At 37.0% G+C, this 24,556-nt stretch carries 28 protein-coding genes and 2 pseudogenes; 12 read left to right on the forward strand and 18 right to left on the reverse strand.

Going from position 1 to position 24,556, the window contains the following annotated elements; genetic code table 11:
* Window positions 1-5 precede the first annotated feature (5 nt).
* Both ACLKMH_RS18300 and ACLKMH_RS18305 read left to right on the forward strand, forming a co-directional pair.
* Window positions 6-607: pseudogene (locus tag ACLKMH_RS18300) on the forward strand (CDP-alcohol phosphatidyltransferase family protein); the annotation flags it as partial.
* Between the two features lie 101 nt (window positions 608-708).
* Window positions 709-1,527, forward strand: coding sequence for a sterol desaturase family protein (locus ACLKMH_RS18305; RefSeq protein ID WP_413699399.1), 819 nt, complete (start codon window positions 709-711; stop codon window positions 1,525-1,527).
* A gap of 184 nt (window positions 1,528-1,711) precedes the next feature.
* On the opposite strand, the gene ACLKMH_RS18310 is transcribed toward ACLKMH_RS18305, so the two are convergent.
* From ACLKMH_RS18310 to purE, 3 genes are all read right to left on the reverse strand, one after another.
* On the reverse strand, window positions 1,712-3,361 hold the full coding sequence (locus tag ACLKMH_RS18310) for a SulP family inorganic anion transporter (RefSeq protein ID WP_413699400.1): 1,650 nt from the start codon (window positions 3,359-3,361) through the stop codon (window positions 1,712-1,714).
* Between the two features lie 524 nt (window positions 3,362-3,885).
* Window positions 3,886-5,007 (reverse strand): 5-(carboxyamino)imidazole ribonucleotide synthase, encoded by a 1,122-nt coding sequence (locus ACLKMH_RS18315; RefSeq protein ID WP_413699401.1) that lies wholly within the window; start codon window positions 5,005-5,007, stop codon window positions 3,886-3,888.
* Window positions 5,007-5,486, reverse strand: a complete 480-nt coding sequence (gene purE / locus ACLKMH_RS18320; RefSeq protein ID WP_413699402.1) for a 5-(carboxyamino)imidazole ribonucleotide mutase — start codon at window positions 5,484-5,486, stop codon at window positions 5,007-5,009. The genes ACLKMH_RS18315 and purE overlap by 1 nt, the downstream gene beginning before the upstream one ends.
* A gap of 149 nt (window positions 5,487-5,635) precedes the next feature.
* Between purE and ACLKMH_RS18325 the strand changes: the two genes are divergently transcribed.
* The 3 genes from ACLKMH_RS18325 (at window position 5,636) to alr (ending at window position 9,504) form a co-directional block, all read left to right on the forward strand.
* A complete protein-coding gene (locus tag ACLKMH_RS18325) occupies window positions 5,636-6,583 on the forward strand; it encodes a LysR family transcriptional regulator (RefSeq protein WP_413699403.1) in 948 nt (315 codons plus the stop codon).
* A 569-nt stretch (window positions 6,584-7,152) separates the two neighbouring features.
* A complete protein-coding gene (locus tag ACLKMH_RS18330) occupies window positions 7,153-8,412 on the forward strand; it encodes a D-amino acid dehydrogenase (RefSeq protein WP_413699404.1) in 1,260 nt (419 codons plus the stop codon).
* A gap of 33 nt (window positions 8,413-8,445) precedes the next feature.
* The gene (gene alr / locus ACLKMH_RS18335; protein ID WP_413702393.1) at window positions 8,446-9,504 is read left to right on the forward strand and encodes an alanine racemase; all 1,059 of its coding nucleotides are present in this window, start codon (window positions 8,446-8,448) and stop codon (window positions 9,502-9,504) included.
* A gap of 97 nt (window positions 9,505-9,601) precedes the next feature.
* On the opposite strand, the gene brnA is transcribed toward alr, so the two are convergent.
* From brnA to ACLKMH_RS18390, 11 genes are all read right to left on the reverse strand, one after another.
* Entirely contained in the window at window positions 9,602-9,841 is a 240-nt protein-coding gene (brnA, locus tag ACLKMH_RS18340; RefSeq protein WP_413699405.1) for a type II toxin-antitoxin system BrnA family antitoxin, read from the reverse strand.
* A 249-nt stretch (window positions 9,842-10,090) separates the two neighbouring features.
* Complete coding sequence (locus ACLKMH_RS18345) at window positions 10,091-10,420, reverse strand: BrnT family toxin (protein ID WP_413699406.1); 330 nt, start codon at window positions 10,418-10,420, stop codon at window positions 10,091-10,093.
* Window positions 10,421-10,567: 147 nt separating this feature from the next.
* Window positions 10,568-11,299: a Gfo/Idh/MocA family protein gene (locus ACLKMH_RS18350; RefSeq protein ID WP_413699407.1), complete on the reverse strand. Its 732-nt coding sequence runs from the start codon at window positions 11,297-11,299 to the stop codon at window positions 10,568-10,570.
* Complete coding sequence (locus ACLKMH_RS18355; RefSeq protein ID WP_413699408.1) at window positions 11,271-11,636, reverse strand: Gfo/Idh/MocA family protein; 366 nt, start codon at window positions 11,634-11,636, stop codon at window positions 11,271-11,273. The genes ACLKMH_RS18350 and ACLKMH_RS18355 overlap by 29 nt, the downstream gene beginning before the upstream one ends.
* Before the next feature lie 194 nt (window positions 11,637-11,830).
* The gene (locus tag ACLKMH_RS18360; RefSeq protein WP_413699409.1) at window positions 11,831-12,226 is read right to left on the reverse strand and encodes a GFA family protein; all 396 of its coding nucleotides are present in this window, start codon (window positions 12,224-12,226) and stop codon (window positions 11,831-11,833) included.
* A gap of 149 nt (window positions 12,227-12,375) precedes the next feature.
* A complete protein-coding gene (locus ACLKMH_RS18365) occupies window positions 12,376-12,789 on the reverse strand; it encodes a cupin domain-containing protein (protein WP_413699410.1) in 414 nt (137 codons plus the stop codon).
* A gap of 325 nt (window positions 12,790-13,114) precedes the next feature.
* Window positions 13,115-13,507, reverse strand: a complete 393-nt coding sequence (locus tag ACLKMH_RS18370) for a hypothetical protein (RefSeq protein WP_413699411.1) — start codon at window positions 13,505-13,507, stop codon at window positions 13,115-13,117.
* 95 nt (window positions 13,508-13,602) lie between these two features.
* On the reverse strand, window positions 13,603-14,061 hold the full coding sequence (locus ACLKMH_RS18375) for an HAD family hydrolase (RefSeq protein ID WP_413699412.1): 459 nt from the start codon (window positions 14,059-14,061) through the stop codon (window positions 13,603-13,605).
* A 497-nt stretch (window positions 14,062-14,558) separates the two neighbouring features.
* Window positions 14,559-14,924, reverse strand: a complete 366-nt coding sequence (locus ACLKMH_RS18380) for a hypothetical protein (RefSeq protein WP_413699413.1) — start codon at window positions 14,922-14,924, stop codon at window positions 14,559-14,561.
* Window positions 14,925-15,039: 115 nt separating this feature from the next.
* Window positions 15,040-16,347, reverse strand: coding sequence for a DUF2254 domain-containing protein (locus ACLKMH_RS18385; RefSeq protein ID WP_413699414.1), 1,308 nt, complete (start codon window positions 16,345-16,347; stop codon window positions 15,040-15,042).
* Window positions 16,348-16,550: 203 nt separating this feature from the next.
* Entirely contained in the window at window positions 16,551-16,895 is a 345-nt protein-coding gene (locus ACLKMH_RS18390; RefSeq protein WP_413699415.1) for a DUF3024 domain-containing protein, read from the reverse strand.
* A 331-nt stretch (window positions 16,896-17,226) separates the two neighbouring features.
* Between ACLKMH_RS18390 and ACLKMH_RS18395 the strand changes: the two genes are divergently transcribed.
* From ACLKMH_RS18395 to ACLKMH_RS18405, 3 genes and pseudogenes are all read left to right on the forward strand, one after another.
* On the forward strand, window positions 17,227-18,042 hold the full coding sequence (locus ACLKMH_RS18395; RefSeq protein WP_413699416.1) for a formate dehydrogenase accessory sulfurtransferase FdhD: 816 nt from the start codon (window positions 17,227-17,229) through the stop codon (window positions 18,040-18,042).
* Between the two features lie 69 nt (window positions 18,043-18,111).
* Window positions 18,112-20,406: pseudogene (locus ACLKMH_RS18400) on the forward strand (FdhF/YdeP family oxidoreductase).
* Between the two features lie 291 nt (window positions 20,407-20,697).
* The gene (locus tag ACLKMH_RS18405) at window positions 20,698-21,003 is read left to right on the forward strand and encodes a hypothetical protein (protein WP_413699417.1); all 306 of its coding nucleotides are present in this window, start codon (window positions 20,698-20,700) and stop codon (window positions 21,001-21,003) included.
* 33 nt (window positions 21,004-21,036) lie between these two features.
* On the opposite strand, the gene ACLKMH_RS18410 is transcribed toward ACLKMH_RS18405, so the two are convergent.
* The 3 genes from ACLKMH_RS18410 to ACLKMH_RS18420 all read right to left on the reverse strand — a co-directional run bounded on the left by ACLKMH_RS18410 (window position 21,037) and on the right by ACLKMH_RS18420 (window position 21,948).
* Window positions 21,037-21,174 (reverse strand): helix-turn-helix domain-containing protein, encoded by a 138-nt coding sequence (locus tag ACLKMH_RS18410; protein WP_413699418.1) that lies wholly within the window; start codon window positions 21,172-21,174, stop codon window positions 21,037-21,039.
* A gap of 7 nt (window positions 21,175-21,181) precedes the next feature.
* The gene (locus ACLKMH_RS18415) at window positions 21,182-21,562 is read right to left on the reverse strand and encodes an AraC family transcriptional regulator (protein ID WP_413699419.1); all 381 of its coding nucleotides are present in this window, start codon (window positions 21,560-21,562) and stop codon (window positions 21,182-21,184) included.
* A 71-nt stretch (window positions 21,563-21,633) separates the two neighbouring features.
* Complete coding sequence (locus ACLKMH_RS18420) at window positions 21,634-21,948, reverse strand: cupin domain-containing protein (RefSeq protein ID WP_413699420.1); 315 nt, start codon at window positions 21,946-21,948, stop codon at window positions 21,634-21,636.
* Window positions 21,949-22,059: 111 nt separating this feature from the next.
* Between ACLKMH_RS18420 and ACLKMH_RS18425 the strand changes: the two genes are divergently transcribed.
* Together ACLKMH_RS18425 and ACLKMH_RS18430 are read left to right on the forward strand one after the other, a co-directional pair.
* The gene (locus ACLKMH_RS18425; RefSeq protein ID WP_413699421.1) at window positions 22,060-22,461 is read left to right on the forward strand and encodes an MFS transporter; all 402 of its coding nucleotides are present in this window, start codon (window positions 22,060-22,062) and stop codon (window positions 22,459-22,461) included.
* Window positions 22,452-23,243 (forward strand): MFS transporter, encoded by a 792-nt coding sequence (locus tag ACLKMH_RS18430; RefSeq protein ID WP_413699422.1) that lies wholly within the window; start codon window positions 22,452-22,454, stop codon window positions 23,241-23,243. The genes ACLKMH_RS18425 and ACLKMH_RS18430 overlap by 10 nt, the downstream gene beginning before the upstream one ends.
* Window positions 23,244-23,287: 44 nt before the next feature.
* Here ACLKMH_RS18430 and ACLKMH_RS18435 read toward each other — a convergent pair whose 3' ends face one another.
* A complete protein-coding gene (locus ACLKMH_RS18435) occupies window positions 23,288-24,007 on the reverse strand; it encodes a TetR/AcrR family transcriptional regulator (RefSeq protein ID WP_413699423.1) in 720 nt (239 codons plus the stop codon).
* 189 nt (window positions 24,008-24,196) lie between these two features.
* Between ACLKMH_RS18435 and ACLKMH_RS18440 the strand changes: the two genes are divergently transcribed.
* Both ACLKMH_RS18440 and ACLKMH_RS18445 read left to right on the forward strand, forming a co-directional pair.
* On the forward strand, window positions 24,197-24,343 hold the full coding sequence (locus ACLKMH_RS18440; protein ID WP_413699424.1) for a hypothetical protein: 147 nt from the start codon (window positions 24,197-24,199) through the stop codon (window positions 24,341-24,343).
* A 15-nt stretch (window positions 24,344-24,358) separates the two neighbouring features.
* Window positions 24,359-24,535 carry a biotin/lipoyl-binding protein gene (locus ACLKMH_RS18445; RefSeq protein ID WP_413699425.1) on the forward strand — a complete coding sequence of 59 codons (177 nt, stop codon included), beginning with the start codon at window positions 24,359-24,361 and terminating at the stop codon, window positions 24,533-24,535.
* The last annotated feature ends 21 nt before the right edge of the window (window positions 24,536-24,556 follow it).

Genomic DNA, 24,556 nt, shown 5'->3' on the forward strand with positions numbered 1-24,556 from the left:
AAAACATGTTAGATCGTTACAGCATCAAAGTGGTTCGCCAACCATTGGTTTTCATGGCAAATTTATGCCACCAGCGTGGTATTAAAGCAGATAGCATCACCTTAGTGGGTTTTGCTTTTGGTTTGCTTGCCTTTGTTGCTATTGTTTATCAGAGCTATTTCATAGGTTTAATTCTTATTTTGATCAATCGCATTTTTGATGGCCTTGATGGAGCGATTGCGCGAATTCAAGGGATAACTGATGCCGGCGGATTTTTAGATATTAGTCTGGATTTCATTTTTTATTCCTTGATCCCTTCGCCTTTGTATTAGCCATGCCTGAAGAAAATGCTATTGCTGGCGCTTTTTTAATTTTTTCTTTTGTTGGAACTGGCACTAGCTTTTTATCCTTTGCAACCTTAGCCAGTAAACGCAATATAGAAAACCCAGTTTATCAATCCAAATCTTTGTATTACATTGGCGGTTTGATGGAAGGCACTGAAACAATTGCTTTTTTTGTATTACTTTGTTTACTACCACAGTACTTTTCTGAGCTTGCTATTATCTTTGCTTTATTATGTTGGATCACCACAGCTAACCGTATTTGGGCTGGTTATCAAACCTTAAAGAATCATGAAACAATCCAACAACAAAGCCATAAAAACGACCTTAAAAACAAAGCTGAAAACAGCTTTAAAACAGACCAGTTTGCGACAAAAGAAGGCCAATAATGAACAGTATCATTGAAAATGAACAAACTATCCGACCCGTTGTTTTTATTTCGTTCTTAATAATTTTTGCGCTTGCAGAAGCAATATTTCCATTAGCTAAACGCAAAAGCAGTATTATGAGGCAATGGAGTACTAATCTTGCATTGGTGCTTATTTCTAATTTGATTTTAAAACTCAGCCTGCCGATTTTAGCAGTGGGTGTCGCACAGTGGGCGCAATCTAAGGGCATTGGATTATTTAATTATGTGAACTTTTTTAGCCATGAAAATATGGCTATCTTTACTATATTAATAGCGATTGTATTAATGGATTTAATTATCTATTGGCAACATGTTTTTATGCATAATGTCCCTCTTCTTTGGCGAATGCATCAAGTTCATCATACTGAGGCAGGCTTAGATGTGAGTAGCGCAATACGCTTTCACCCCTTAGAAATGCTTTTTTCAATGGGTGTAAAAATACTATTTGTGGTGTTATTAGGCGTGCCTGTTATCGCTGTTATTTTGTTTGAAATTATTTTAAACGCCTCTGCAATGTTTAATCACAGTAATCTTAAATTACCTAAAAAACTGGATAGTGTATTACGAAAAGTGATTGTGACACCTGAAGTACATTGGGTACATCATAGCCAGATAGTGCGAGAAACAAACAGTAATTATGGTTTTAGCTTAATCTTCTGGGATAAACTATTTTCCACATACATTAGTAGACCCAAACAGGATTACCCAGTTTTATTACAAGGATTAAAACAATTCAACAACCAGCAACCTATTAATGTCGGCAATTTATTGTTGATCCCCTTCAAAGTGAAACAATAATGAGTTTTTTATTTTAGTTAAAAATAGTCTTTAGGATGCGTGACAAAATTTATCGTTAAAATGTGCGTGCTATCCATATAGAACAAAAAAGAGGGGTAAAAATAGCTTTTTACCCCTCTTTTTATATTAATAAATTAATATTTAATATCTAACCTAAGCATTACCAATGTTTTATCTTAGGTTGTTAGTTGTTTTTAGTTATATCAAGAGCGCCTTGTAATGCTTGCTCTCTGTATTGATAATGCTTGGATTCATGTATGCGATCTAATACATCGAATTTGACTAATTGCTGACGGGTTTGTTGGTTCGGGCATAAAAGTAATACCTCACAACTTGCATCCTGTGCATCTTTGATAGCATTTTCCAAAGCAAGCCCCACGGTCACATCAAACATCGGCACATCTGTTAAATCTAAAATCATCACCTGATAATCAGAAATACTCGCATGTTGCCTTGCTATTGCTTTGGATACGCTGAATATCATTGGCCCGGATAAATAGAAAAACAGTACCTTACCTTCGGTTTTCTCTAATAACTGACGCTCACTAGAGGTTAATGGCACATCATTTTCATCTGCATCACTAATTGCTTTCACTTTACGTGCTTGTTCTCGGCTAAGTTTTTCAATAATGATAATGTTAGAGATAAATACCCCTAACCCTACAGCAACAATCAGATCAACAAAAACAGTGAGTAACATTACCCCATACATAACGGCCATACCTTGAAGGTTAACCTTATGGGCACGTTGAATGAAACTCCAATCTAAGATATTGAATCCCACATAAACAGCAATACCAGCTAAAACAGCCATAGGGATAGGCTCAGTAAGGCCACCAGCCACTAATACTACAAGCGCTAAAACAATAGCACGTACCATACCTGAAATAGGTGAATGGGCACCCACTTGAATATTGGTCACCGTTCCCATCGTTGCACCAGCACCGGGTAACGCACCAAACAGGCCAGAAATCATATTAGCAATTCCTTGACCGCGTAGCTCTTTATCAGAGTCATGTTCTTTACGTGTTAATGAGTCACCGATAACCGCTGTTAAAAGCGTATCAATGCGACCTAAAGTGCCTAAGACTAAGGCATCTAATAGCATATTAGTAAACATTTCAGCATTGAAATGAGGCATTACTAAAGAAGGTAAACCAGCGGGAATTTCACCGATTCGGCGGATACTATCCACATCAAAAAACATTAGAGAGATAAGAGTGACTGCGACTAATGCGACTAATTGAGCGGGAACAAATTTTCTGTACTTTTTCGGAAAATAAAATAACACAGCTAATGTCAGCAAACCTAAAAGTAGCTCACTAAAGTTAATGTTAGCAAACATTTCCGGTAGTGCGCTTAGGGTACCGATAACGCCACCTGCGGGTGCAGAATGCCCTAAAAGAGGTGATAACTGTAGGATAATTAAAATAACACCAATCCCAGACATAAATCCTGAAATAACACTATAGGGCATTAAAGTAATATACTTCCCCAGTTTCAACGTGCCGAGCAGAATTTGAAAAGCACCCGCCATCATTACCACTGTAAATGACATTGCCAAACCAGTTTCTGGGTATTTTGCCATCATACTGGTTAAAACCGCGGTCATAATCACTGTCATAGGGCCGGTTGGTTCAGAGATTAAAGTCCTTGAACCACCAAACAAGGCGACGAAAAAACCAACCATAATAGCTCCCCACAGACCAGCTTCAGCGCCAGCTCCTGAGGCAACACCAAAGGCAAGTGCCAAAGGTAAAGAGATAATTGCGGTTGTTACACCACCAAAAATATCTCCCTTAATATTTATATTTTCAAAACGATTTCCAAACATGGTATTTCTCCGCGTATAGAATGTAATTTTTAGGTGTGATAATACCAATTCCACTAAATAAGTGATCAATCTTACTGGTTAAAAAAAGCTATTTTCGCGTTGGAAGTCTTGTAAAGGGAACAACCATTAAAGGTGTAAATGCTTGCATTTACACCTAAGCTACTTCCGCCTTAAACTAGCTCCTTTTTCCTGCGTAATATTTGATCATTAAATTAACGGAATTGGTATAAAGATAAAATCACATCTCATAATGAACTGATTTATTTTACTTGCTAGAAAATAGCACTTAAATAAATTGTTTAGTTATCGGTCAACAAATGTGTGCACCTTTAGAATAAGGTATTGATTAATAGACAAAACTTAAATGCATAGGCCTGTACTTTTGAAGGTTAGTATAAGGTAGAATGCTTTAAATAAGCATTTTTTAAAGCATGACAAATATTTAAATAACTTAAGCTTATCGCATAACCATGAAGTTTATACTTCATGGTTATACTCAAACAGCAACGCCCTAACTAATTACATTAATGATTTGCTTTACAGGTCAAATTCAACTGCGCTATTTGTTGCTCAAGCAAAGGTAGAGTAGGAGCAATTAAATTGATATGCCCTAATTTCCGTTTTGCTTTGCTGACTTTGTTGTACCAATGTAATTTGCTATTTGCAGTTAACACTTCAAAAGGTGGTTTCTCTGTGCCGATAAGATTAAACATACCGGTTATCGATATTTGCTCTGTACTGCCGAGGGGCAAGCCTGCAATTGCTCGTACATGGTTTTCAAATTGACAGGTGATGCCGCCCAATTGAGTCCAATGTCCGCTATTATGCACTCTTGGCGCTAACTCATTTACCATTAAACGCTCACCTACCACAAAAAACTCAATCGCTAAGGTGCCAACATAATCTAACTCATTGAGCAAGCTTTCCATGTAACGCATTGCCTGTGCTTGTAAGTCATCAGAAATATTCACAGCAGGTGAAATTGAATGGATTAATATCCCTTTTTCATGGTAATTGTCAGTTAGGCTGTAATGTGCTATTTCTCCACTTTGACCGCGAGTAGAAACCAGCGATATTTCTTTATCAAATTCAATAAAACCTTCAATGATATAATCCGTTAACCGCAAAGCATCAAACTTAATTGCATCATCAGCGTTTTTTATCACCCATTGGTTTTTACCGTCGTAACCTTCGGTGCATGATTTTGCCATCACCGGGTAACCTAAGACTTCAACTGCTTTTATTGCAGTTTCGTTGTAGACATAAGGAGAGGTTGGAATATTCAAGCGAGTTAATAATTGTTTTTCAGCACCTCGATGCTGACAAGCTTTTATCGCATCCACCCCTGGATAAATTGGGCAGAACCCAGCTAAAGCCTGTAATAATGTGACATCTACTTGTTCTTTTTCAACACTGATACAATCCGGCTCGCCAAGTGCTTGGTAAAGGTCTGCTATAGCTTGTTTTGCATAACTATTTGTATCAGCTTCTTTACTAGGCGTGTATTCAATAATACCTAAACCTTGTACACAATCTCTAGTCTGTGTTTTATCATCATGGATAAAACTAAACTTTAAACCAAGTGGAATGCCTGCCAGTGCCATCATTCGTGATAACTGGCCACAACCGACAATCGCAATGCGCATTATTCGACCTCCCACGCTATACTCTCAGTTTGCTTTGCTCGCCATTCTTTTAGTTTAGCTTTTAATGTTGTATCGTGATTTGCCAAAAATTGTGACGCTAATAAACCCGCGTTAAATGCCCCCGCTTCACCAATCGCCTGTGTCGCTACAGCAACGCCTTTTGGCATTTGAACAATTGATAATAAACTATCCATCCCTTTAAGCGCTTTACTCTCAACAGGAACACCAATTACTGGCACGCAGGTTAGTGCCGCAGTCATACCAGGAAGGTGAGCGGCACCACCAGCGCCAGCAATAATTACGCTGTAGTTATCTTCTGCAGTGTCGGTGAACTCATATAAACGTTTTGGTGTGCGGTGAGCAGAAACGACCATCGCTTCATAGGCTATGCCAAACTCTTCAAGAAGTACGGTTGCTTGACGCATTACAGGCCAGTCTGATTGTGATCCCATAATGATAGCGACTTTAAAATTGCTCATAGAAATTCCTTTTGGATGATAATGAAGTATTTATTATACCCTATTATTTCAAAATAATAAGATAGACAAAAATAGATATAATCTAATTTATATATAGCCTAATATCTATACATAAAAAACAAATAATGATAATCAGCGGAGACAAACTTATGCATTCACGACTTCATGCCCATGTAGGCACAATGAGGCGACTAGAAATTTTATTAGCAGTGCATGATAAAGAGAGCATTAATGAAGCGACCAAAGCACTTTTTTTAACTCAACCGACGGTTTCCATTCAGATGCGCAAATTAAGCGACACGATTGGTGAACCCTTATACCGATACGTAAATCGTAAATTAGTATTTACAGATGTGGGTTTGGAATTAGTGAAAACAGCGGTTGAAGTACTTGATAGCTTTTCACGCTTATACCAGACTCTAGGCAGTATGCGCGAGTTAAAATCGGGCACATTACGTTTAGCCGTCGTCACCACCTCCAAATATTTTATTCCCCACCTACTTGGCCCTTTTTGCGAACAATTTCCAAATATTGATATTCAACTATACATTGGTAACCGAGAACAAACTATCGAACGTATGAAACAGGGAATAGACGATTTTTATGTCTTTAGTCATCCACCCAAGGATATCGAGGCACATAGCTTAGCGTTTTTAGAAAACCCTTTAGTGGCTATCGCACATCAAGACCATCCGCTGGCTAAGCAGGAAAGCATTAGTTTGAGTGAATTATGCCAAGCCCCTTTTTTGATGCGCGAGAAAGGCTCGGGAACACGTTATGCGATTGAACAATTATTTAAAAAACATAAATTACAAGCAAACATAAAAATGACTATAGAAAGTAATGAGGCAATTAAGCACTCGGTGATGTCTAAATTAGGTATTTCTATTATTTCTGCACATACTCTGACCTACGGCGGGCAAAGTGGACTAGTACGTTTACCTGTTAAGGAACTGCCCATTGACTCACATTGGTTTTTTATGTGGTCTAACACTAAACGACCAACACTTATCGCCACGGAATTCTTAGAGCACATAGAATCGAATGGCAAGTATTTACTCCTCAAAGAGCTAGAAAAAAGTGCTTCTATTGGCTAGCGAATTTACTATCATTAAACAAGCATCAAGGTTGGATAATGTTCTGATGTTCATTAGTCTCGGAGCCATCCTAAATACCCTATTAATAAATTCATTTTAGTACTTCCTTTACTCTGCGATATTATCAAGCAGATCTGCACGACTACGCTCTGCTGTGGCCTTTATGGTACTCTAGCTATAACTACTGTGTTTGTGTTTATTTATGTAGAATAAAAAATACTAAACATGCCCTTCATGGTTCTTTATAACCGCCAAACTAATGTTAACGCATTGGGCTTAATGTTAAAAAACCATCTGTAGGCACACTAAGACAAGTTTGAGATAGTTATATTAAGTTTTTTAAAACATATAGATTACTAACAATCACAGAAAATTTTTCATAATCAATAAATGTAAAAACACATGTTAAATATTAACAAATAACGACGATAGACTGTCATTCAGGTTAAAACTCTGATTTTTGTTTATTTTTAGTTTTTTGCTCTGAAATGAATCTAAATACAAACATTAATAATTGCGAATATCAATTAAGATAAGTATTCGAATTGATTACTATTTGGGGATAACACATGAAAGTTCTAATATTAGGTTCTGGTGTAATAGGCGTAACAAGTGCTTGGTATTTAGCTAAATCAGGTCATGACGTTACAGTAGTTGATAGACAATCAAGTGTCGCGAATGAAACAAGTTTTGCCAATGCAGGGCAAATATCTCCAGGATACTCAGCTCCGTGGGCAGCTCCGGGTATACCCATAAAAGCAATGAAATGGTTGATGCAAGAGCTTGCACCTTTAAAAATCAGCATTAAAGATTTAGATACAGAAACCATGCTTTGGATGACCAAAATGGTCGCTAATTGCAATACGACTGATTATCACATCAATAAAGCAAGAATGATGCGAGTGGCAGAATATAGCCGTGACTGTCTGCGCGAACTTAGAAAAGAAATTGATATTCAATACGCTCATAGAACTAAAGGTACTTTGCAAGTATTCCGTACCGATAGCCAAGTTAAAGGTTCTAAAAAAGATATTGAAGTATTAAAGGAATGTGGCGTAGACCATAAAATACTGACAGCGGATGATTGCTTAGCCTATGAACCAGCTCTTAAACACACAATTAACAAAATTGTTGGCGGACTTCATTTGCCTAACGATGAAACAGGTGATTGCCACATGTTTGTGACAGAATTAGCTAGAGAATGTGAAAACCTTGGCGTTAAGTTTGTGATGGATACCAATATTGAAAACATAAACAAACAGGGTAACGAAATCGTCAGTGTTTCTACCAGTAAAGGCGAACTCACTGCAGATGCTTACTTAATGGCTTTGGGCTCTTACTCTACCCATATGCTTGCAAAAATTGGAATCAAAGTGCCTGTTTATCCGGTCAAAGGTTATTCACTAACACTGCCAATTGAAGATTATTCTGCAACGCCAGAATCAACGATTATGGATGAAACATACAAGGTTGCGATCACTCGTTTAGATGACCGTATCAGAGTTGGTGGAACAGCTGAAATCACCTCTTATAATATGGCTCTATTAGAAAAACGCCGTAAAAACATTGAATTTTCAATTGCTGATTTATTCCCTCATGCCGGTGATTTAGCAAAAGCAGAATTCTGGACAGGCTTAAGACCGATGACACCAGATGGCACCCCAATTTTAGGAAAAACTAAAATTGATAATTTATTCTTAAATACTGGCCATGGCACATTAGGTTGGACCATGTCAGTTGGCTCGGCGAAGTTTGTGAGTGATGTTATCAATAGTAAAACACCTGAGATTGATAGTACTGGTTTATCAGCAGATCGCTACGCGCGCTAGGGGTAATAATGGCTAGAACCAGCAACAGCAGTTATTAAATTAAGTGCGATTAAAGAAAATTATTTATATGCTAAATCACTGTCAGCACCTGCTAAAGCAATCGCAACAATTAAAGCGAATGCTTATGGCCATGGCGCAATTGAAGTGGCTAATGAGCTAGCTGATGTAGCAGATGCATTTGGTGTCGCTTGTATTGAAGAGGCGATAGAGTTACGTGATGCAGGCATTACACAGCCTATATTATTGCTCGAAGGTTTTTTTACTGCAGATGAATTAGTGTATATCAGTGAAAATAACTTATGGTGTGCAATACATAATCAATTTCAATTAGATGCATTAAAAGCATCTGAGCTTAGTCAACCGATAAATGCTTGGCTAAAAATGGATTCAGGTATGCACCGATTAGGTTTCTTACCTGAAGAATATGCAGATGCTTACCAACAATTATCCACTATGAAGCAAGTGAATAATATTGTGCATATGAGTCATTTCTCATCAGCAGATGACCTAAGCTCCCCTTCAACGAAACAACAAACAGAATTGTTTATCGAGACCATTGGGAAACTACCGGGTGAAGTCAGCATTGCTAATTCTTCAGCGATATTATCAAAAGCAGTCGCAGGCAGAACCCAATGGGTACGCCCAGGTATTGTCCTTTACGGGGCAAGCCCGATTGATGATCAACAGATAGCAAAGCCATTAAAACCAGCAATGACATTTGCAACCAAAATTATCTCACAACGCACCATTAATAAAGGTGATGGTGTTGGTTATAACGCATTATGGATGGCTGACAAAACAACTAAAATAGGTACAGTATCTATTGGTTATGCTGATGGATACCCAAGACATGCTCCGAATGGTACGCCTGTTTTTATCAATGGTAAAAAAAGCCAAGTATTAGGACGTGTCTCGATGGACATGTTGATGGTTGATTTATCAATGTTTGAGCAACAGGACTGTATTGGATTTGATGTCGAACTTTGGGGCGATAATATTTCAGTTTGTGAAGTCGCTAAACTCTCAGAAACGATTTCTTATTCATTATTTTGTGGACTAACACGACGTGTGAGTAAGTCTTATACAAAATAACTTTTTAATATTTTGTTGTGATTAATTCAATCACAACAAAATTTTCTTTTATATAATCAAAGACTTGAGCTGAATGATTTTTAACCTAATCGACCTTTTAGCCTTGCTTAACATGATGTAGATTTTCTAAACGTTCAGCTAACCAAACTTTAATGATTGATTGTCTAGTAACGCCTACTCGACTTGCTTCTCGGTCCAGTGAGTCAATCATCCACTCCGGAAAATCTACATTAACTCTTTTAGTTATTTGCGTTGTTTTTTTTGCTTTAGATAAATCTAACTTAGCTAATATATCATTACCATCATCAAATTCTTTATCAAAATCAGAAGCTTTCATAAAATTTCACCTCATTTTTCCTTGAACGTCTAACTGAAATGATTCGGATATTTTTATCACGATAGGTTGTACCCGTTACCATTCAAGATGCAAGTTCAGCAAGTTGTGAGGTGAGTAGCTTCTAGGCAGAAAGTTGAAGATCTAACTGGTTCAATCAATACTTTCTAACAACGAAGATACTTGCTTCACAACTTGCCCTATGGGTCGCTAGTTCGAAAAACAATTCAGCGTTGCAACATTCGATAAGGACTAGCCATTTAAGATGTAAATACTTGTTTTTACATCTACCGGCAGAGGATTAACGAAGTTAATAGCTCGAGAGGTCATCATGTTGCGCCTTGCCTTGCTGTCCGAACTAGCGACTGAACAAAGCATCCTGATTGGTAATGGGTATAAAACAGCTGACCAGTGTTTGCCATTGTGGAATGCAATAATAACAAAGCGTGGTTCATCGCTTGTATTGGCAGGGATCTCAACTAAGTCAGGATCATTCCACAATAATTTAGCCTCATCAAAATCGATTCCATGTTTACTTAAATTGTTTTGGCTTTTATTTGTATCATATTCAAAATCACACATGAGTAAAAATTATACCTTTTTAGGGTAAATAGCAAATTATATGACTAACAAGAAGATGAAATTAAAATACTATAGCGTTAATTCAAAATGAAAAAATTCACAACATTAAAAGGGAGAATTAAATCGCCCTTTTAAAGTCCTATAACCTCAAAGTGTTACTGCTTTTTTCTGCTCAGAAGAAGCAACCAATGCATCAATAAGTTGATGTACTTTTAAACCCTCACGGCCACTTACCATTGGGGCTGTTCCATTAGTTATTGCATCAGCAAAGTCTGAAATGATGCCTCCGTGCCAAGACGATTTAAAATCCATTGGTCCAGTAACGCCTTCAACAGCTACTTCATCTTCACCAAATGTCTCGGTGCGTCCATCACGCCAGACTATATGCAAGTTTGCGCGCTCAAGCCTAACAACCGCTTTATCAAAATGAAGCGTGATGCATTCAGGCATACCTGGGTAGTTTGCCGTGGTGGCAAGCAAGTTTCCGACTGCACCATTAGTAAAGGTCAAACCTGCAGTAACAAAGTCTTCAGACTCCATATCGTGAAATCGAGTCGTACGAGAAATAGCCTGCACCTCTGTAATATCACCAGTCATACTCAGTGCCAAATCCATGGTATGAATCGCTTGTGAAAGAAGCACCCCACCACCATCACGCTCGTAGCTTCCACGTCCGGGTTCATCGTAATAAGACTGCGAACGCCACAGTGGCGCCTCAATATTAACTAAACCTAATTCCCCTAGCTCACCAGACTTGATCATATCTTGTAATTTCATTGAGGCCATTCTAGCGCGATGTTGAAAAACCATACCTAAAGGAACATTATGAGTTTCGCATATTTCAACAATTTCAGTTGCGTACCGCCGTTGTTCTTTCAATCGGCTTTTCAAGCAAAATAGGCATTTTCGCTGTAGCAAATAAATTAATAAGTTGTAAACGAGCATTAGGCGGAGTTGCGATAATAACGAAGTCCAGTTCAGGATCATTAGCAACCTCTTCAATAGATGAATAAACCTCACACTCATGGCCACATATTGATGATGCTTTTATGGCATATTCTTTAGCAGTTTGTTGTCCACGCGCGAATACCCCTTTCAGTTTAACTTTACCGTTTAACCCGGTAATTGCTTCAACATGAGTATCTGCGACCATGCCTAATCCGATTAAGGCTGTATTTAATGGTTTTGCTTTGTTGGTATTATTTGTCAGAGTCATTCGTTAATCCTTAACTTTTTTGTTTTCTGATATGTTGAAGGTTATGCGTTTCAACACAAGTATAAAAATCTACACTAGGAGTTTTGGCTTACAGGATATAATCAACTGAGGTCGTTAGGTTAAAATAGCTATTGATAAATATCTGTTACTTGCATAGTAAATTGAGCCAATGTATTAAAAGTAATGCATAAAGCCTATCTGTCGGCAGGATGATTTACACCATCATTAGTTACTACATCACCCAGCTCGAATGGATTCACACCTTCAAGACACCCAATATTAAAACCATATTCATTTGGATTCGATCTACGCTGATGATGCGTATATATGCCACAATTAGAGCAGAAAAAATGTTTCGCAGTTTTTGTATTAAATTCATAGAGTTTTATAACATCTGCTCCTTCAATGATGCGAATACCATCTAAAGCAACAGATCCAACAATTGCACCTTTACGCCTGCAAATTGAACAATCACAACGCCTAGGTTTTTCTATTCCATTTGGGAGCGATAACTCTAATTTAACTGAACCACAATGGCACGTTGCGATATGTTTCTCTCGTATTTTAGTATTCCCGACAGATTTGATCATTAATAAGATATCCTTAATTCATAAACCGCTTTAAACGAATAAAAACTTGTAAATTACAAGCAAAGGCAACTGTGTTTGTCCGACTGAAAAACTATTGTTACATTTATTTACTAAAAAGTTTTTTACCTTTTATAATGCCTTTCCATATTTTATTTCTTTGCCGTCGGGCGGTTATTCACATCTGAAGTTTTAACGACCTTCCAGCCTAGTCCTCTGGTTCTAAAAATCTGCTTTTCAGCAATTGGGTAGTTTACAACATCGCTTTCTAAACGTTGACCTACTGCTATGCATTTCAATACGCTAGTCCCTGTATTCTGTATTGAATGCGCCATTCCACCTTTTCGATACCCTAAGAAATCCCCTTCCGAAACAGAAATATATTCATCTCCAATTCTGGCTGTACCTTCCCCCGAAAGAATATAAATACACTCATCTTCATTATAATGAAAATGATGCTCGGTAGAGTCTTTAGTTGGTTGAACCTCCATAATATGGAAGCCGAATCCGCTTAACCCTACGAGATCGCCGAGAGACTTGTTCGAGCATTGTGCATTTTTGTTCAAGAAATGTTCTTTAGTTTCCCTTCTATATTTTCAATATCCTCTTTTTTCAAGACATACTTTACTTCTGACATATTAAATTACTCCTCTATTTCAATCAGGTTTCTCAATTTTTTAAGTTCATTCCACATATTACACCTAATGATGCTGTAGAATTTCTATAAAAATATGTTTAAAGAATAAATATAAAAACATTTCGATAAGAAGATAAAAATATAATTAATCAACAACCTTAACATTCCCACCAACGGTAAGAAATTGTAGTTTATATGTGTCACAAAAATCGACAAACTGTTTGAGTTCCATTTCAAATTACCTGTTAGGAAAATTACAGCACAAAATATGGTTCATGTTCAATTGCATGCAAACACTCTTGTAAGGTCAGGTTTCGGTGTAATTCAAGCCATTTATCATTATATCGCATATAAGATAAGTTAAATTCCTCATTTCCTACATGCACCATCCTTGCAAGTTTCATTTCAAAACTAGGAGAAATTGCATTTTTCCCAGGACTATTATATTTAGTGCAAAAATAAAAAGAATTTCCATACCACTTTGTATAAATATCAACAAGATAATTAGAGTGCCCTTCTAATTTTGGTGCTTTAATACTTCTTGGTTTCAATACTTCATCTATTAATTTTCCAGCTTCTTTATCCAAAGAGCTTTTAATTAAAGTTGTAACTTTCACAGGCTTGGGTGAAGCAATCCACTTATTCATATCTTTACTTTTTAATACCTTACGAGACTGAAGAGTTTCTTATTTCCAGTCTGATTATTTAAAGTGTTTTTGGGATAAACCATAATTGGTTAATGCTATTTAAATTTTTTTATAGTTAAAGGTAATTCTTTAAGTGATTCAATTTTTAATACAGCACCAGTAAAATCATTACTTTTTGTAAACTCATTTTTAACGACTATACAATCTATATTAGTCGCAATAGCAGATTTTAACCCCCTCGCTGAATCTTCTACCACTACCACCTCTGAACTGGTAGCTCCCAGCCTTTTTAATCCCGTTAAATATGGTTCAGGGTCTGGCTTAGATCGATCATAATCTTCTCTCGTTAAAACAAAATCCATGAATTTAACAATGCTTTTATTACGGTGAATAAGATCAAAATCAACCTGTTTAGAGGTAGTAATAATGGCCATTTTATAGTGAGGCGCCAGCTCAGATAAGGTTTCGACAACCCCTTCTATTCTAATATCCTCAGAGGCTAAATATTCTTGGTAGTATTTATCTCGTTTTACTCGAGCAACAGAAAATTTCATCCGGCTGTATTCCTATTGCAATTGCCAAATTCCAAGAAGAGATACCTTTAGACATATTGTCCAAATAGGTCTCCAACGAAATATTAATGCCTATCTCTTGCAAAGCTCTTTTGTAAGCCATATAAAACCAATGTTCCGTTTCTACCAAAACCCCATCGTTATCAAATAGGATAAATTTCTTCATGCTTTCCTTACAAACTACTATTCTGGTTGTTATACATCTGGCTATGACGTAGCTAAATTATGTTCAAATGACAATAATCATTTCCCTTTCAAAGTTACAAATGATAACTGTGAATACCACATTTCTTTGTGGCAAAATATTGTCAAACATATCATCGATGAACAATGTTGATTCTGGATTGATACCAACAGAGGTAACTTGGAGAAAGGCCTTCTATCTAGGCTTTCACAAAATTCATAGAATGAAATCATCACTTATTCAAAATAAACCCAATTAATGCATGAAAAGAACAATCGACCATTGGTTTAAGTGCTTACTCACATTCAACGATTGAGTAACTGCTTTCTTCTGTTATTAATAATGATGTATCGGTAAAGCCCAAGTTCTCTGCATCACCCAGGTCATCTATTTCAATTGTATGGATATAGATATTATTAGTTCCGCCTCCGCATACTGCAGGATAAGACAAATCTGAAATAACACCACATTGTGATTCTGAAACTTCGATACCTGAAGTGGTTAAAAATGAAATTGTTTCCTCGATGGTTAAGCCATCATCATTACACTGAGTATCACCTTTTGAGATATATACATCAACGGTATCTATCTCGCTCGATGAGTCACCTACACATGAGATAAGAGAAAAAGTAAGTAATAATATCCAATATTTAAAATTCATAATCAATCCTTGTCCATAAACATAATTAAGCTGTAGTCTTTTTCTGTTTCACCCTCATGGTATAGATATCACATCTAAGATCGATTCTTTACTTATCGATGGATATTATTCAAGCTCAATCTACCTTATATGCATTTGCATTTGCATTTGCATTTGCATTTGCATTTGCGACCTTCCTAACAGCGACTAAGTCTTCTTCAATATCAAGTACTTTACATGCTCGCTTTAACGCTAAATCTTTGTGATAACGAGCCGCTTTCTGAACTTCTTCATTGTTAAGTGACTCAAGAGAATTCAGCGCCTTTTGTAAGCGAATACATACTTCTATGGTTCCGGCACCATCTCGAGCGATAGACGTAAAAGCATCTTCGAACATATCAGATACTGAGATTTCTGGAACAGCTATTCGATCATATTCGTTTTGGTTTGAGTTCTCTGTTTTTGCAGGCTTATCAAGAATAGAAATTAATCGAACTAATGTGCCAATGACTTTTATCGCAGTCCCAGGATCGTTAACAGCTGAAGATAACGCTCGAGTCGCAATTTCAGATAATGCAACCAAACCAAATCGAGGATCATCTTCAAAGGTACGGTCGCTTCCTATTTGAAACGACTCGACTAAACATGCACAGTCAGACTCCGACAGTTCGCCTGATGACATTGTGACATAAGCCATCACCTTATCCGGAGAAGCAAATGTGCCGGGCAAAGCCGATATCACAACTGTCGCGTCAATATCACTAGCCAACTTTTGAAGTACTGCCATGTCAATATGTTGCACATAACCAATTTTTGAGGCGTACACGGCTTGTCCTGCTGTTGGATCCCCTGATATTGATATTCCGCCAAGCGTTGGCTTATCTCGCCTTCTTAACAGGGCTTTTGCTGTTGCTTTTTCAACTCTTTCAATTGTTGAACCAATTCTTCCCAATCTTGCAATGCTGTCTACCCAACGTACAAACGTCACGATCACCACAGCGAATACAAACACAGTGAGAGTGAAAAGAACAAACAATCCAGCTTTGTCATAGAAAGCGTTTTTCACAGCGGTGAGTGCAACGACACTAAAAATGAAGGCCCCAACAAAGGTGGAAAGTGCATTCTGTGATACATCATCAGCAAGCACAAGAGTAAAGGATCGCGGTGTCGCTGAGTTGCTTGTCGCTGCGTATGCCGCAACCATAGATGACACAGAGAAAGTTGCGATGACCAACATGCTAGAGGCCATAATGGAAAGCAAAGTTTCAACAGAGTCCTTTTCAACTAAAGGCACAAGGTTAGCAAACTTTGAACCATCTATGATTTTCGTCGCAAAGACGACAACAATTGATAGTAAACAAATCGCTAACGGTCGAACCCAAAGCCGTTCACCAAAACGATTAAGTAGAAATCGAAGGCGGTCTAACGAAACTAATGAAGTCATAATGGCATCCTATATTTCGCTTAACAAAGCTGAAGACTTTCTAATTCTAAGCCAGATCATTTAAAAAACACTAATTCACATTTAGTTGTGATTCAAATATATACTCTTGGAATTTCATTGTTAATTAACAAAAATGCAAAATGAAAGATCTGGGACTCATGGAATTTGTTTTTTAGCGACTAAAATTGTTTGTTATACGTTAACTAAAAAAAGCAATCGTACTTATTTTCACTAACAACTTGCAAAAACTCTTCCAGACGCTTTACTGTTGCTACAGGTTCATAGATATGCCATTTAAGATCTGATTTTTGCCAATAGATCTTCCACACTTTTTGTGTTTTTACATAGGTAGCTTTGGCAATCATAATATCTAACTTTTCAGATGGATTTCTAAAGTTAGCTCTAATTTCAAATAGGATTACGCTTTGATTTTCAATTTTATAGCTAAGGTCAAGCTCGTCTCTTACATGAACAGGAGGTCTATGCTCATCAATAAACCTATCCAGCTCTTTCTCACAACGCTTTATTTCAAATTCACTGATTGCCATGATAAAACTCATCTCTTAAAATGAAGTATAGTAACTTCCTATACAGTACCACTGTATATTCACAACGGATAGGCAGTGCAATTATATTTATTAAAATTGATTCAATATATCAAACTTTTAAACATGAACAATTATTTAGATCCACCTATCAAACAATCTTCAAATTAATAAAAAGCTAATTAACAAACGCCTAACTCATCCTTCACTTTCCAACCAACAAAAGAGAATAAATGATTCTTATTTTGATGTTATGTACTTTTCCCTTGAAACTATAGGGGTTTAGTTTTAATGTAATAAACTCCCTAGCCACTATAAGTATTAAGAATAATGTATGTCACGTGATATTCCCCCTGCTCCTCCTGAAGCAATAAAGATAATGAATCGTATACATTATCAACGACAGAGTGGCGATGCTAAATTACAAAAACAGGTTCAAGAGGACTATATTGCGGTTGAAGAACCCTTACAAATTAGTTTGTCTTATTACGATTTAAAGTCTCAGCAATATCAAGATCGCATACTCACACTGACAATGAGAACGCCCGGTGATGATGAAGCACTAATCCATGGTTTTTTAATAGCGGAAGGTATTATCAAGAAAAAAGATGATATCGAAGGCTGTAAATTCAAAATTAATAAACAGTCCTTGCACGCAAATGAAGTCATGGTGCATTTATCAAAAACGGTGCAACCTGATTGGAAAATTATTGAACGTCAATTTACTAATCACTCAAGTTGTGGCATTTGTGGTAAGACATCATTAAATGCCCTACTGCTAAAAGCCCCTGCTATTAAGACAGAAAATAACACCTCTATTGATAGTGATAAAGTGTTTGAAATACCTCAATTATTACGCCAGCAACAGGAAAATTTCGCACAAACAGGTGGATTACATGCGGCAGGTATCTTTAATAATCATCAATTTGATTTCATCGCTGAAGATGTGGGGCGACATAACGCCGTTGATAAAGTCATTGGTTTGCGTTGCCTTGATCACAAAAACATTAACAATCATATCGCTATTTTAGTACTCAGTGGACGTATCAGCTTTGAATTAGTACAAAAAGCTATTATGGCTAATATTAATATTATTGTTTCGATTGGTGCACCTTCATCATTGGCGGTGAGTGCGACAGAAACAATTTGACTTAACATTAATCGGATTTACCAAAATAGACAATTTTAATGTCTACCATGGCGATTGGAGAATTAATAAATGAGTTATAAAGATTATCAAGGTTCAGCAGGTGGCTGGGGAGCATTAGCAAGCACAGCCAAACATCTCTTTAAAAGTGAAAATGTTGCTAAGAATATTCGTAATTTATTAAAAACCAATCAAGATCACGGTTTCGATTGTCCAGGCTGTGCATGGGGAGAACAAACTCACAGCAAGACTTTTCGTTTTTGTGAAAATGGTGCAAAGGCAGTTAACTGGGAAGCCACCAGCAGACGTGTTGATGCGGACTTTTTTGCCAAGCATCCTGTGGGTTGGTTAAAGAAACAAAGTGATTATTACCTTGAATACCAAGGTCGCTTAGCTGAGCCCGTGGTTTATAACCGTGACACGGACCTTTATCAGGCGATATCATGGGATGAAGCCTTTAAACTGATTGCCCAACATCTCAATCAATTAGAAAGTCCAGATCAGGCTGAATTTTATACCTCCGGCCGAGCAAGTAATGAAGCGACTTTCTTATATCAATTATTTGCCCGTAAATTTGGTACCAATAACTTTCCAGATTGCTCTAACATGTGTCATGAGGCCAGTGGTATTGCTTTGAAAAAAGCCATCGGAGTGGGTAAAGGCACAGTGACAATGGAAGACTTTGATCATACCGATGCCATTTTTGTATTCGGACAAAACCCAGGTACTAATCATCCAAGAATGCTTGAAACCTTGAGTACAGCTTCAAGACGTGGCGCAAAAGTGGTGAGTTTCAACCCACTTAAAGAACGAGGATTACAACGCTTTACTAATCCACAGATTCCTCTTGAAATGTTAACTAATGGTTCAACCCCTGTTTCTCAGCAATATTTCACGCCTAATTTAGGCGGAGATATGGCCACCGTTCGCGGTATGGTGAAAGTATTATTAGCTCGCCATCAAAAAACTAATGATGTGTTTGATACTGAATTTATTGAAAAACATACTCAGGGTTTAGATAAATATTTACAGCTTGTTGAAGCAACAAGCTGGGAACAGATTATTATCCAGTCAGGCTTGAGCCAAGCAGAAATCACCCAAGCAAGCAGATTTATATCAACAAAGTAAAAGTGTCATTGTTACCTGGGCGATGGGTATTACACAACACAAACACTCTGTAGAAACTATTCAAGAACTAACCAATTTGCAATTGCTGTTCGCTAATATTGGCCGTAAAGGTGCAGGACTTTGTCCTGTACGAGGTCATTCTAATGTTCAGGGCGATCGCACTATGGGCATTAATGAAAAACCAGATGCCTGCCTTTTTACAATCAATTGAAGAAAATTTCGGTTTCAAACCTCCCCATCACGAAGGCCATAATGTAGTCCAATCCATTGAGGCCATGCTCAGCGGTAAAAGCAAAGTATTTATTGCTTTAGGTGGCAATTTTGTAGCAACAACACCTGATACTCCGATCACAGAGCAAGCCTTATCCCAGTGTGATTTAACCGTTAGCATTGCCACTAAACTTAATCGAACTCATTTAACTGTTGGCAAACAATCTCTTATTCTGCCTTGTTTAGGGCGAACAGATATCGACCTTCAAAAGGGACAAAACCAAGCAGTGACGGTAGAAGATTCCTTTTCTATGGTACATGCTTCTCGCGGTGTGGTAGAAAGTGATACTGCATTAATGCGCTCTGAGCCAGCGATTATTGCAGGCATGGCACAGGCAACATTAGGTGAAACACCGATATCATGGTTAAAAGTTGTTGAAGATTATGATCTTATTCGTGATTTAATTGCTAAAACCATTCCAGGTTTTGAAAATATGAATCAAGGTAGTCAACAGGATGGTGGTTTTTATTTAGGTAATACAGCAAAGACAGAGACTATGGTCTACTCCAACGGGTAAAGCACAGTTTGAAGCCTGTCAACTACCTGAAAGCATTATCTCTGCTTCACAACGCGCTTTGAGCAATAATCATATTTTTGTTTTGCAAACTCTACGTTCGCATGATCAATACAACACGACTATTTATGGCTTTGAAGATCGTTACCGTGGCATTAGTGGTGACCGAAAAATTATAATGATGCATCCCCAAGATATTGAAGATTTAGGTTTTAAAGCCGAGGATAAAGTTGATGTAGAAGCACTTTGGCCCGATGAAATCACTCGTAAAGTGTCTGCATTTCAGTTAATTCCCTACGATACACCGCGAGGAAATATTGCGGCTTATTTTCCAGAAGCTAACCCACTAGTTGCATTAGCAAGTTATGGTAAAGGCAGTTTTACTCCTACCTCTAAAACGATTGCGGTTGTTATAACTAAGCATGAAGCGAGTAAAGCGACTAATATTATTTAACCTCAGCTCTGGATAATGGAAGCGAAATAACATTAAACTTCAATAACTTAAAAATATAACATACAGTGCTGTTAGTTTTGCGTAGTTCAAGGCGAATTATCGAAGCAATAACGGGTTATTGGGAGATGATTTAACGCAGAAATACGCGTAAATAACGGTACTGTATCGTTTTACTTATCCAGAACTGAGGTTATTTAACAATAACCGCTTTTTTTAGTTATCTTAACCCTTTTTTAACCGATGATCCTTTATGTTTATCTTATTGGTGGAGAGACATAAAGGAATTATAAAATGGTACTAGGTAGCCTAGCAAAACAATTCGCAATCGTTTCGTTAATTTCAAACATAGTTTTTTTGAGTGCTTGTGGCGACAACAAAACTAGCGAATCTAATATCGAAAATCAAATCACTACACCTAGCGTAGAATTCTCTTTTTTTGCTAATAGCAGTGTCGACGATATTCCCATAGAAAACTGCTCAATTGAACAGAATGATGATAGTTGCACGATAAAAAATGCATCATTAAATAAAACCTATCAAACTGATTTACAAGTAATACAAAATTACTATCAAATAGCACAAAGTGTACAACTTTAACTTTCTTAGAATTATGCACTTAATCTAAACGGCTTAATCTAAAATAATAGACGAATTTCTAAACTGTTTGGGTGTTTTGCCAAAAACAAGGCGAAAACGTTTAGTAAAATAAGCGGGACAATTAAACCCCACATGATGTGCTATCTCGGTCACTTGTTTATCACTTTCCATTAATAAATTAGCAGACTTTTTGTAAGCGATATTCAGTCAAATACTGATTGGGTGTACTTTTTAATGTTTTTTTGAAAAGACGATAACACTCACTTTCACTAATATTAGCCACCTCACTGATATTTTTCACCGATAAGTTTTCAGCGTAATGTTCATGAATAAAGGTTAATAGTTTTTGCATTCTCGCCTCCATTCTTGTTTTATAGGGAGAACAGCTAGCAACATCCGTCAGTCGCTTTATTTCATTTTCATAAAATAAATTCCAAAAAGACATTAAATGAATTTTCACACCTAACTCACCAGTCCTTTCTTCGCACAAGAAAAATGCTTTTTTAAGTTCATCGATAGCCAGTTGTTGCCAATGTTCAGTGTGATTAAATTTGTACATTAAGTATTGCGTATTGTTGACCACAGGAAAAACATAATTTTTATAGATACGGCTAAACAGCGTGCCTCCTATCAGAAACCAGGATTCAGTACAAAATTTAAAATATGGCAATCAAGCTCTCCTATATCTTCCAATTTATGTAAGCAAGCAACGTTAATAAAAACAGCATCGCCCTGCTCTAAAATCAAAGAGCCTGTTAATGATTGAACCTTACAACGCCCCTCTACGACATAGACTAACTCAATTTCATCATGCCAGTGCCAAGGCACTTCGCCGGTAATAAACTGTGAAAATTTTTCGTCATAAAAAGCACAGGGAAAATCTTCATTACCATGTAAGGTTAATTCCTTTCCTTTGTGATTGGTTTCAATATTATATATTTGCATTGATATATAGCCATAAAATAGAATTGTTATAGTATAAGCGAGTATCTTACTATTAAGCTAATGACTTAGAGAGTATTGTTTTATTTTTCAAACAACTTAAGACAGAGTTTTATGATACTACTACTTGCCGTTATTTATCTTGCTTTTATCAGTCTCGGACTACCCGATTCATTGCTTGGGGCTTCATGGCCTATTATCAGCCAAGACATCAATAGTAGTATCGCATTTGCTGGTATTGTTTCGCTTATTATTAGTGTCGGCACAGTTATTTCTAGCTTGATGTCTACTCGAGCGATTCATCGTTTGGGTACAGGCAAAGTTGTTTTAATCAGTGTGGCTATGACTGCGATTGCCTTATACGGGTTTACTTTTGCTCAAAGTATCTGGTTGTTTGTCATTTTAGCTATTCCCCTAGGTCTTGGTGCTGGCGCTGTTGATGCGACTTTAAACAATTTTGTTGCCACTCATTACAAATCAAAACACATGAATTTTTTGCATTCATTTTGGGAGTAGGCGCGACCTACGGTCCACTGATTATGGCGCTTTATATCGGACAACAAGGTGGATGGCGAGAAGGATATGCCACCATTTCCTACATTCAAATTGCACTAGTTGGTATATTATTTCTGACCTTACCTCTATGGAAATTAGTAACAAACAACCATACTCATACGGCATCTGAACATAGCGCGCCTATCACTAATATGATGGCTTTAAAAATTTCAGGTGTAAAAGTACAGCTACTGATGTTCTTTTGTTACTGTGCCTTAGAAGCGACAACAGGTTTATGGGCGACCAGTTTTTTAATATTAGAGCTTAATGTGTTGCCTTCAGATGCGACTTTTTGGACCGCAATGTACTTTTTAGGGATCACCTTAGGACGCTTTAGTTGTGGCTTTATTGCAGATTCTATTGATGAAGATAAGATAATTACTGCGGGCGTTTATATCATTTTTATGGGTGTTATTTTATTGCTACTACCCAGTTTATTATCACAGGAGCATGCCACATCTTTTGGAATTATTGCTAAAGTTGGCTTAGTTTTGATCGGGCTAGGATGTGCACCAATTTATCCGAATACTATTCACCTAACACCGCATCGATTTGATAAAAATGCATCGCAGGCGATTATCGGACTTTCCATGGCTTTTGCTTATGTAGGAACCACCTTAATGCCACCACTAATCGGTTTGCTAGCGACATCTTTTACATTTTTGCTTTTACCTGTTTCTTTGTTATTGCTTACAATCTTAATGTTGCTAACCACAAAAAGGCTTAAAGCATTAGCAACTTAACTACTCTTTACTTTAAGTAGAAGTCACCTTAAATAAGAATCACCTTAAGCAACTGTCATTGTACAAGGTTCCATTTCAACTAAAAGGGAACTAAGTTGTTCAGGGTGAATCATATCTTCTTTCTTTACACCTAATAATAGAGCAGTTTGTTTATTAAAAATTCTCCAATGAGTTAATAAAGAGGACTCTTCAGTAATGCTAGCGACCTTCCAGTCTTCAACCATAAAGGGCCTTAAACTATGGGTCGCATGTGCACTCATAATAATCATCCACTTTTGTTCCCATAAACTAGTCTTATTATCAGGGTTTTGAATATTATAAAGATCAATTAATTCGCCAATTCCCTGTTCTATTTGCCCATGTGAATCTACAAAATAATCTAAAAACTTATCCTCCTGTCGTACCATATCTGCCGCAAACTGAATCGGTTTGGGTTCTAATAACATGTGTGCTAGTAATCGTACTGAAAAAAGGTATAAACGGGTATTAGCATTAATATTTTCAGGTAATTGAGCAATCAACCTCAGAACATACTCTTGTATATATTCATGTAACTGATCACTAACAGCATACCAAATCTGTTCTTTGCTACCAAAGTGATAACGTATCAAACTGTGTGATACGCCAGCAACGTCACTAATATTTCTTAGTGAAACCCTTTGATAGCCCTGCTCACAAAATAAAATCATTGCGGTACATAATATTTGTTTTTTGGTTTCTTGAGCGGTTTCCGCACTTCGACGCCCCTGCTTTTTAACTTTCATACAACAGTTTCTCATTCTTTTAATATTCAACAGATCTATTTTAGCATCTACATGTTCTGAAGACATGCTTAACAGAATATCATCAGATATTTTTTATTAATTCACAAAATAACAATTGACCTCACAAAAATGAACAATATACTACACAACTGTGCAATAAAATATTTTTTTGAAAGAAAGGAAAGAAAAATGCTCCCCAAAAAGAGTCTAACTGTTATTAAGTTACTTTTATTTAGCCTGTTAGTCGCCACACTTAATGCCTGTGACAGTAGTAACGCGGTTGAAACTAATGAAGTCATAAAACCGGTAAAACTGTATGAAATCCCTACACTATAAGGTACCGCTCACGATGTGTTTTTAGCAGAAGTTGATGCAGGTAATCGCTCCCACCTTTCCTTTCAAATTTCAGGTGTGGTTGATGTAATGAATGTTAAACAGGGGCAACGAGTCAAAAAAGGTGATTTGCTAATTAGCATCGACCCAATAGACTATCAATTAGCCTTAGAAGTCTGCACAGGCACAATTTGATTTTGCAAATACGCATTACAA

This window comes from Psychromonas sp. KJ10-10 (assembly GCF_047323245.1).
Lineage (GTDB): Bacteria > Pseudomonadota > Gammaproteobacteria > Enterobacterales > Psychromonadaceae > Psychromonas.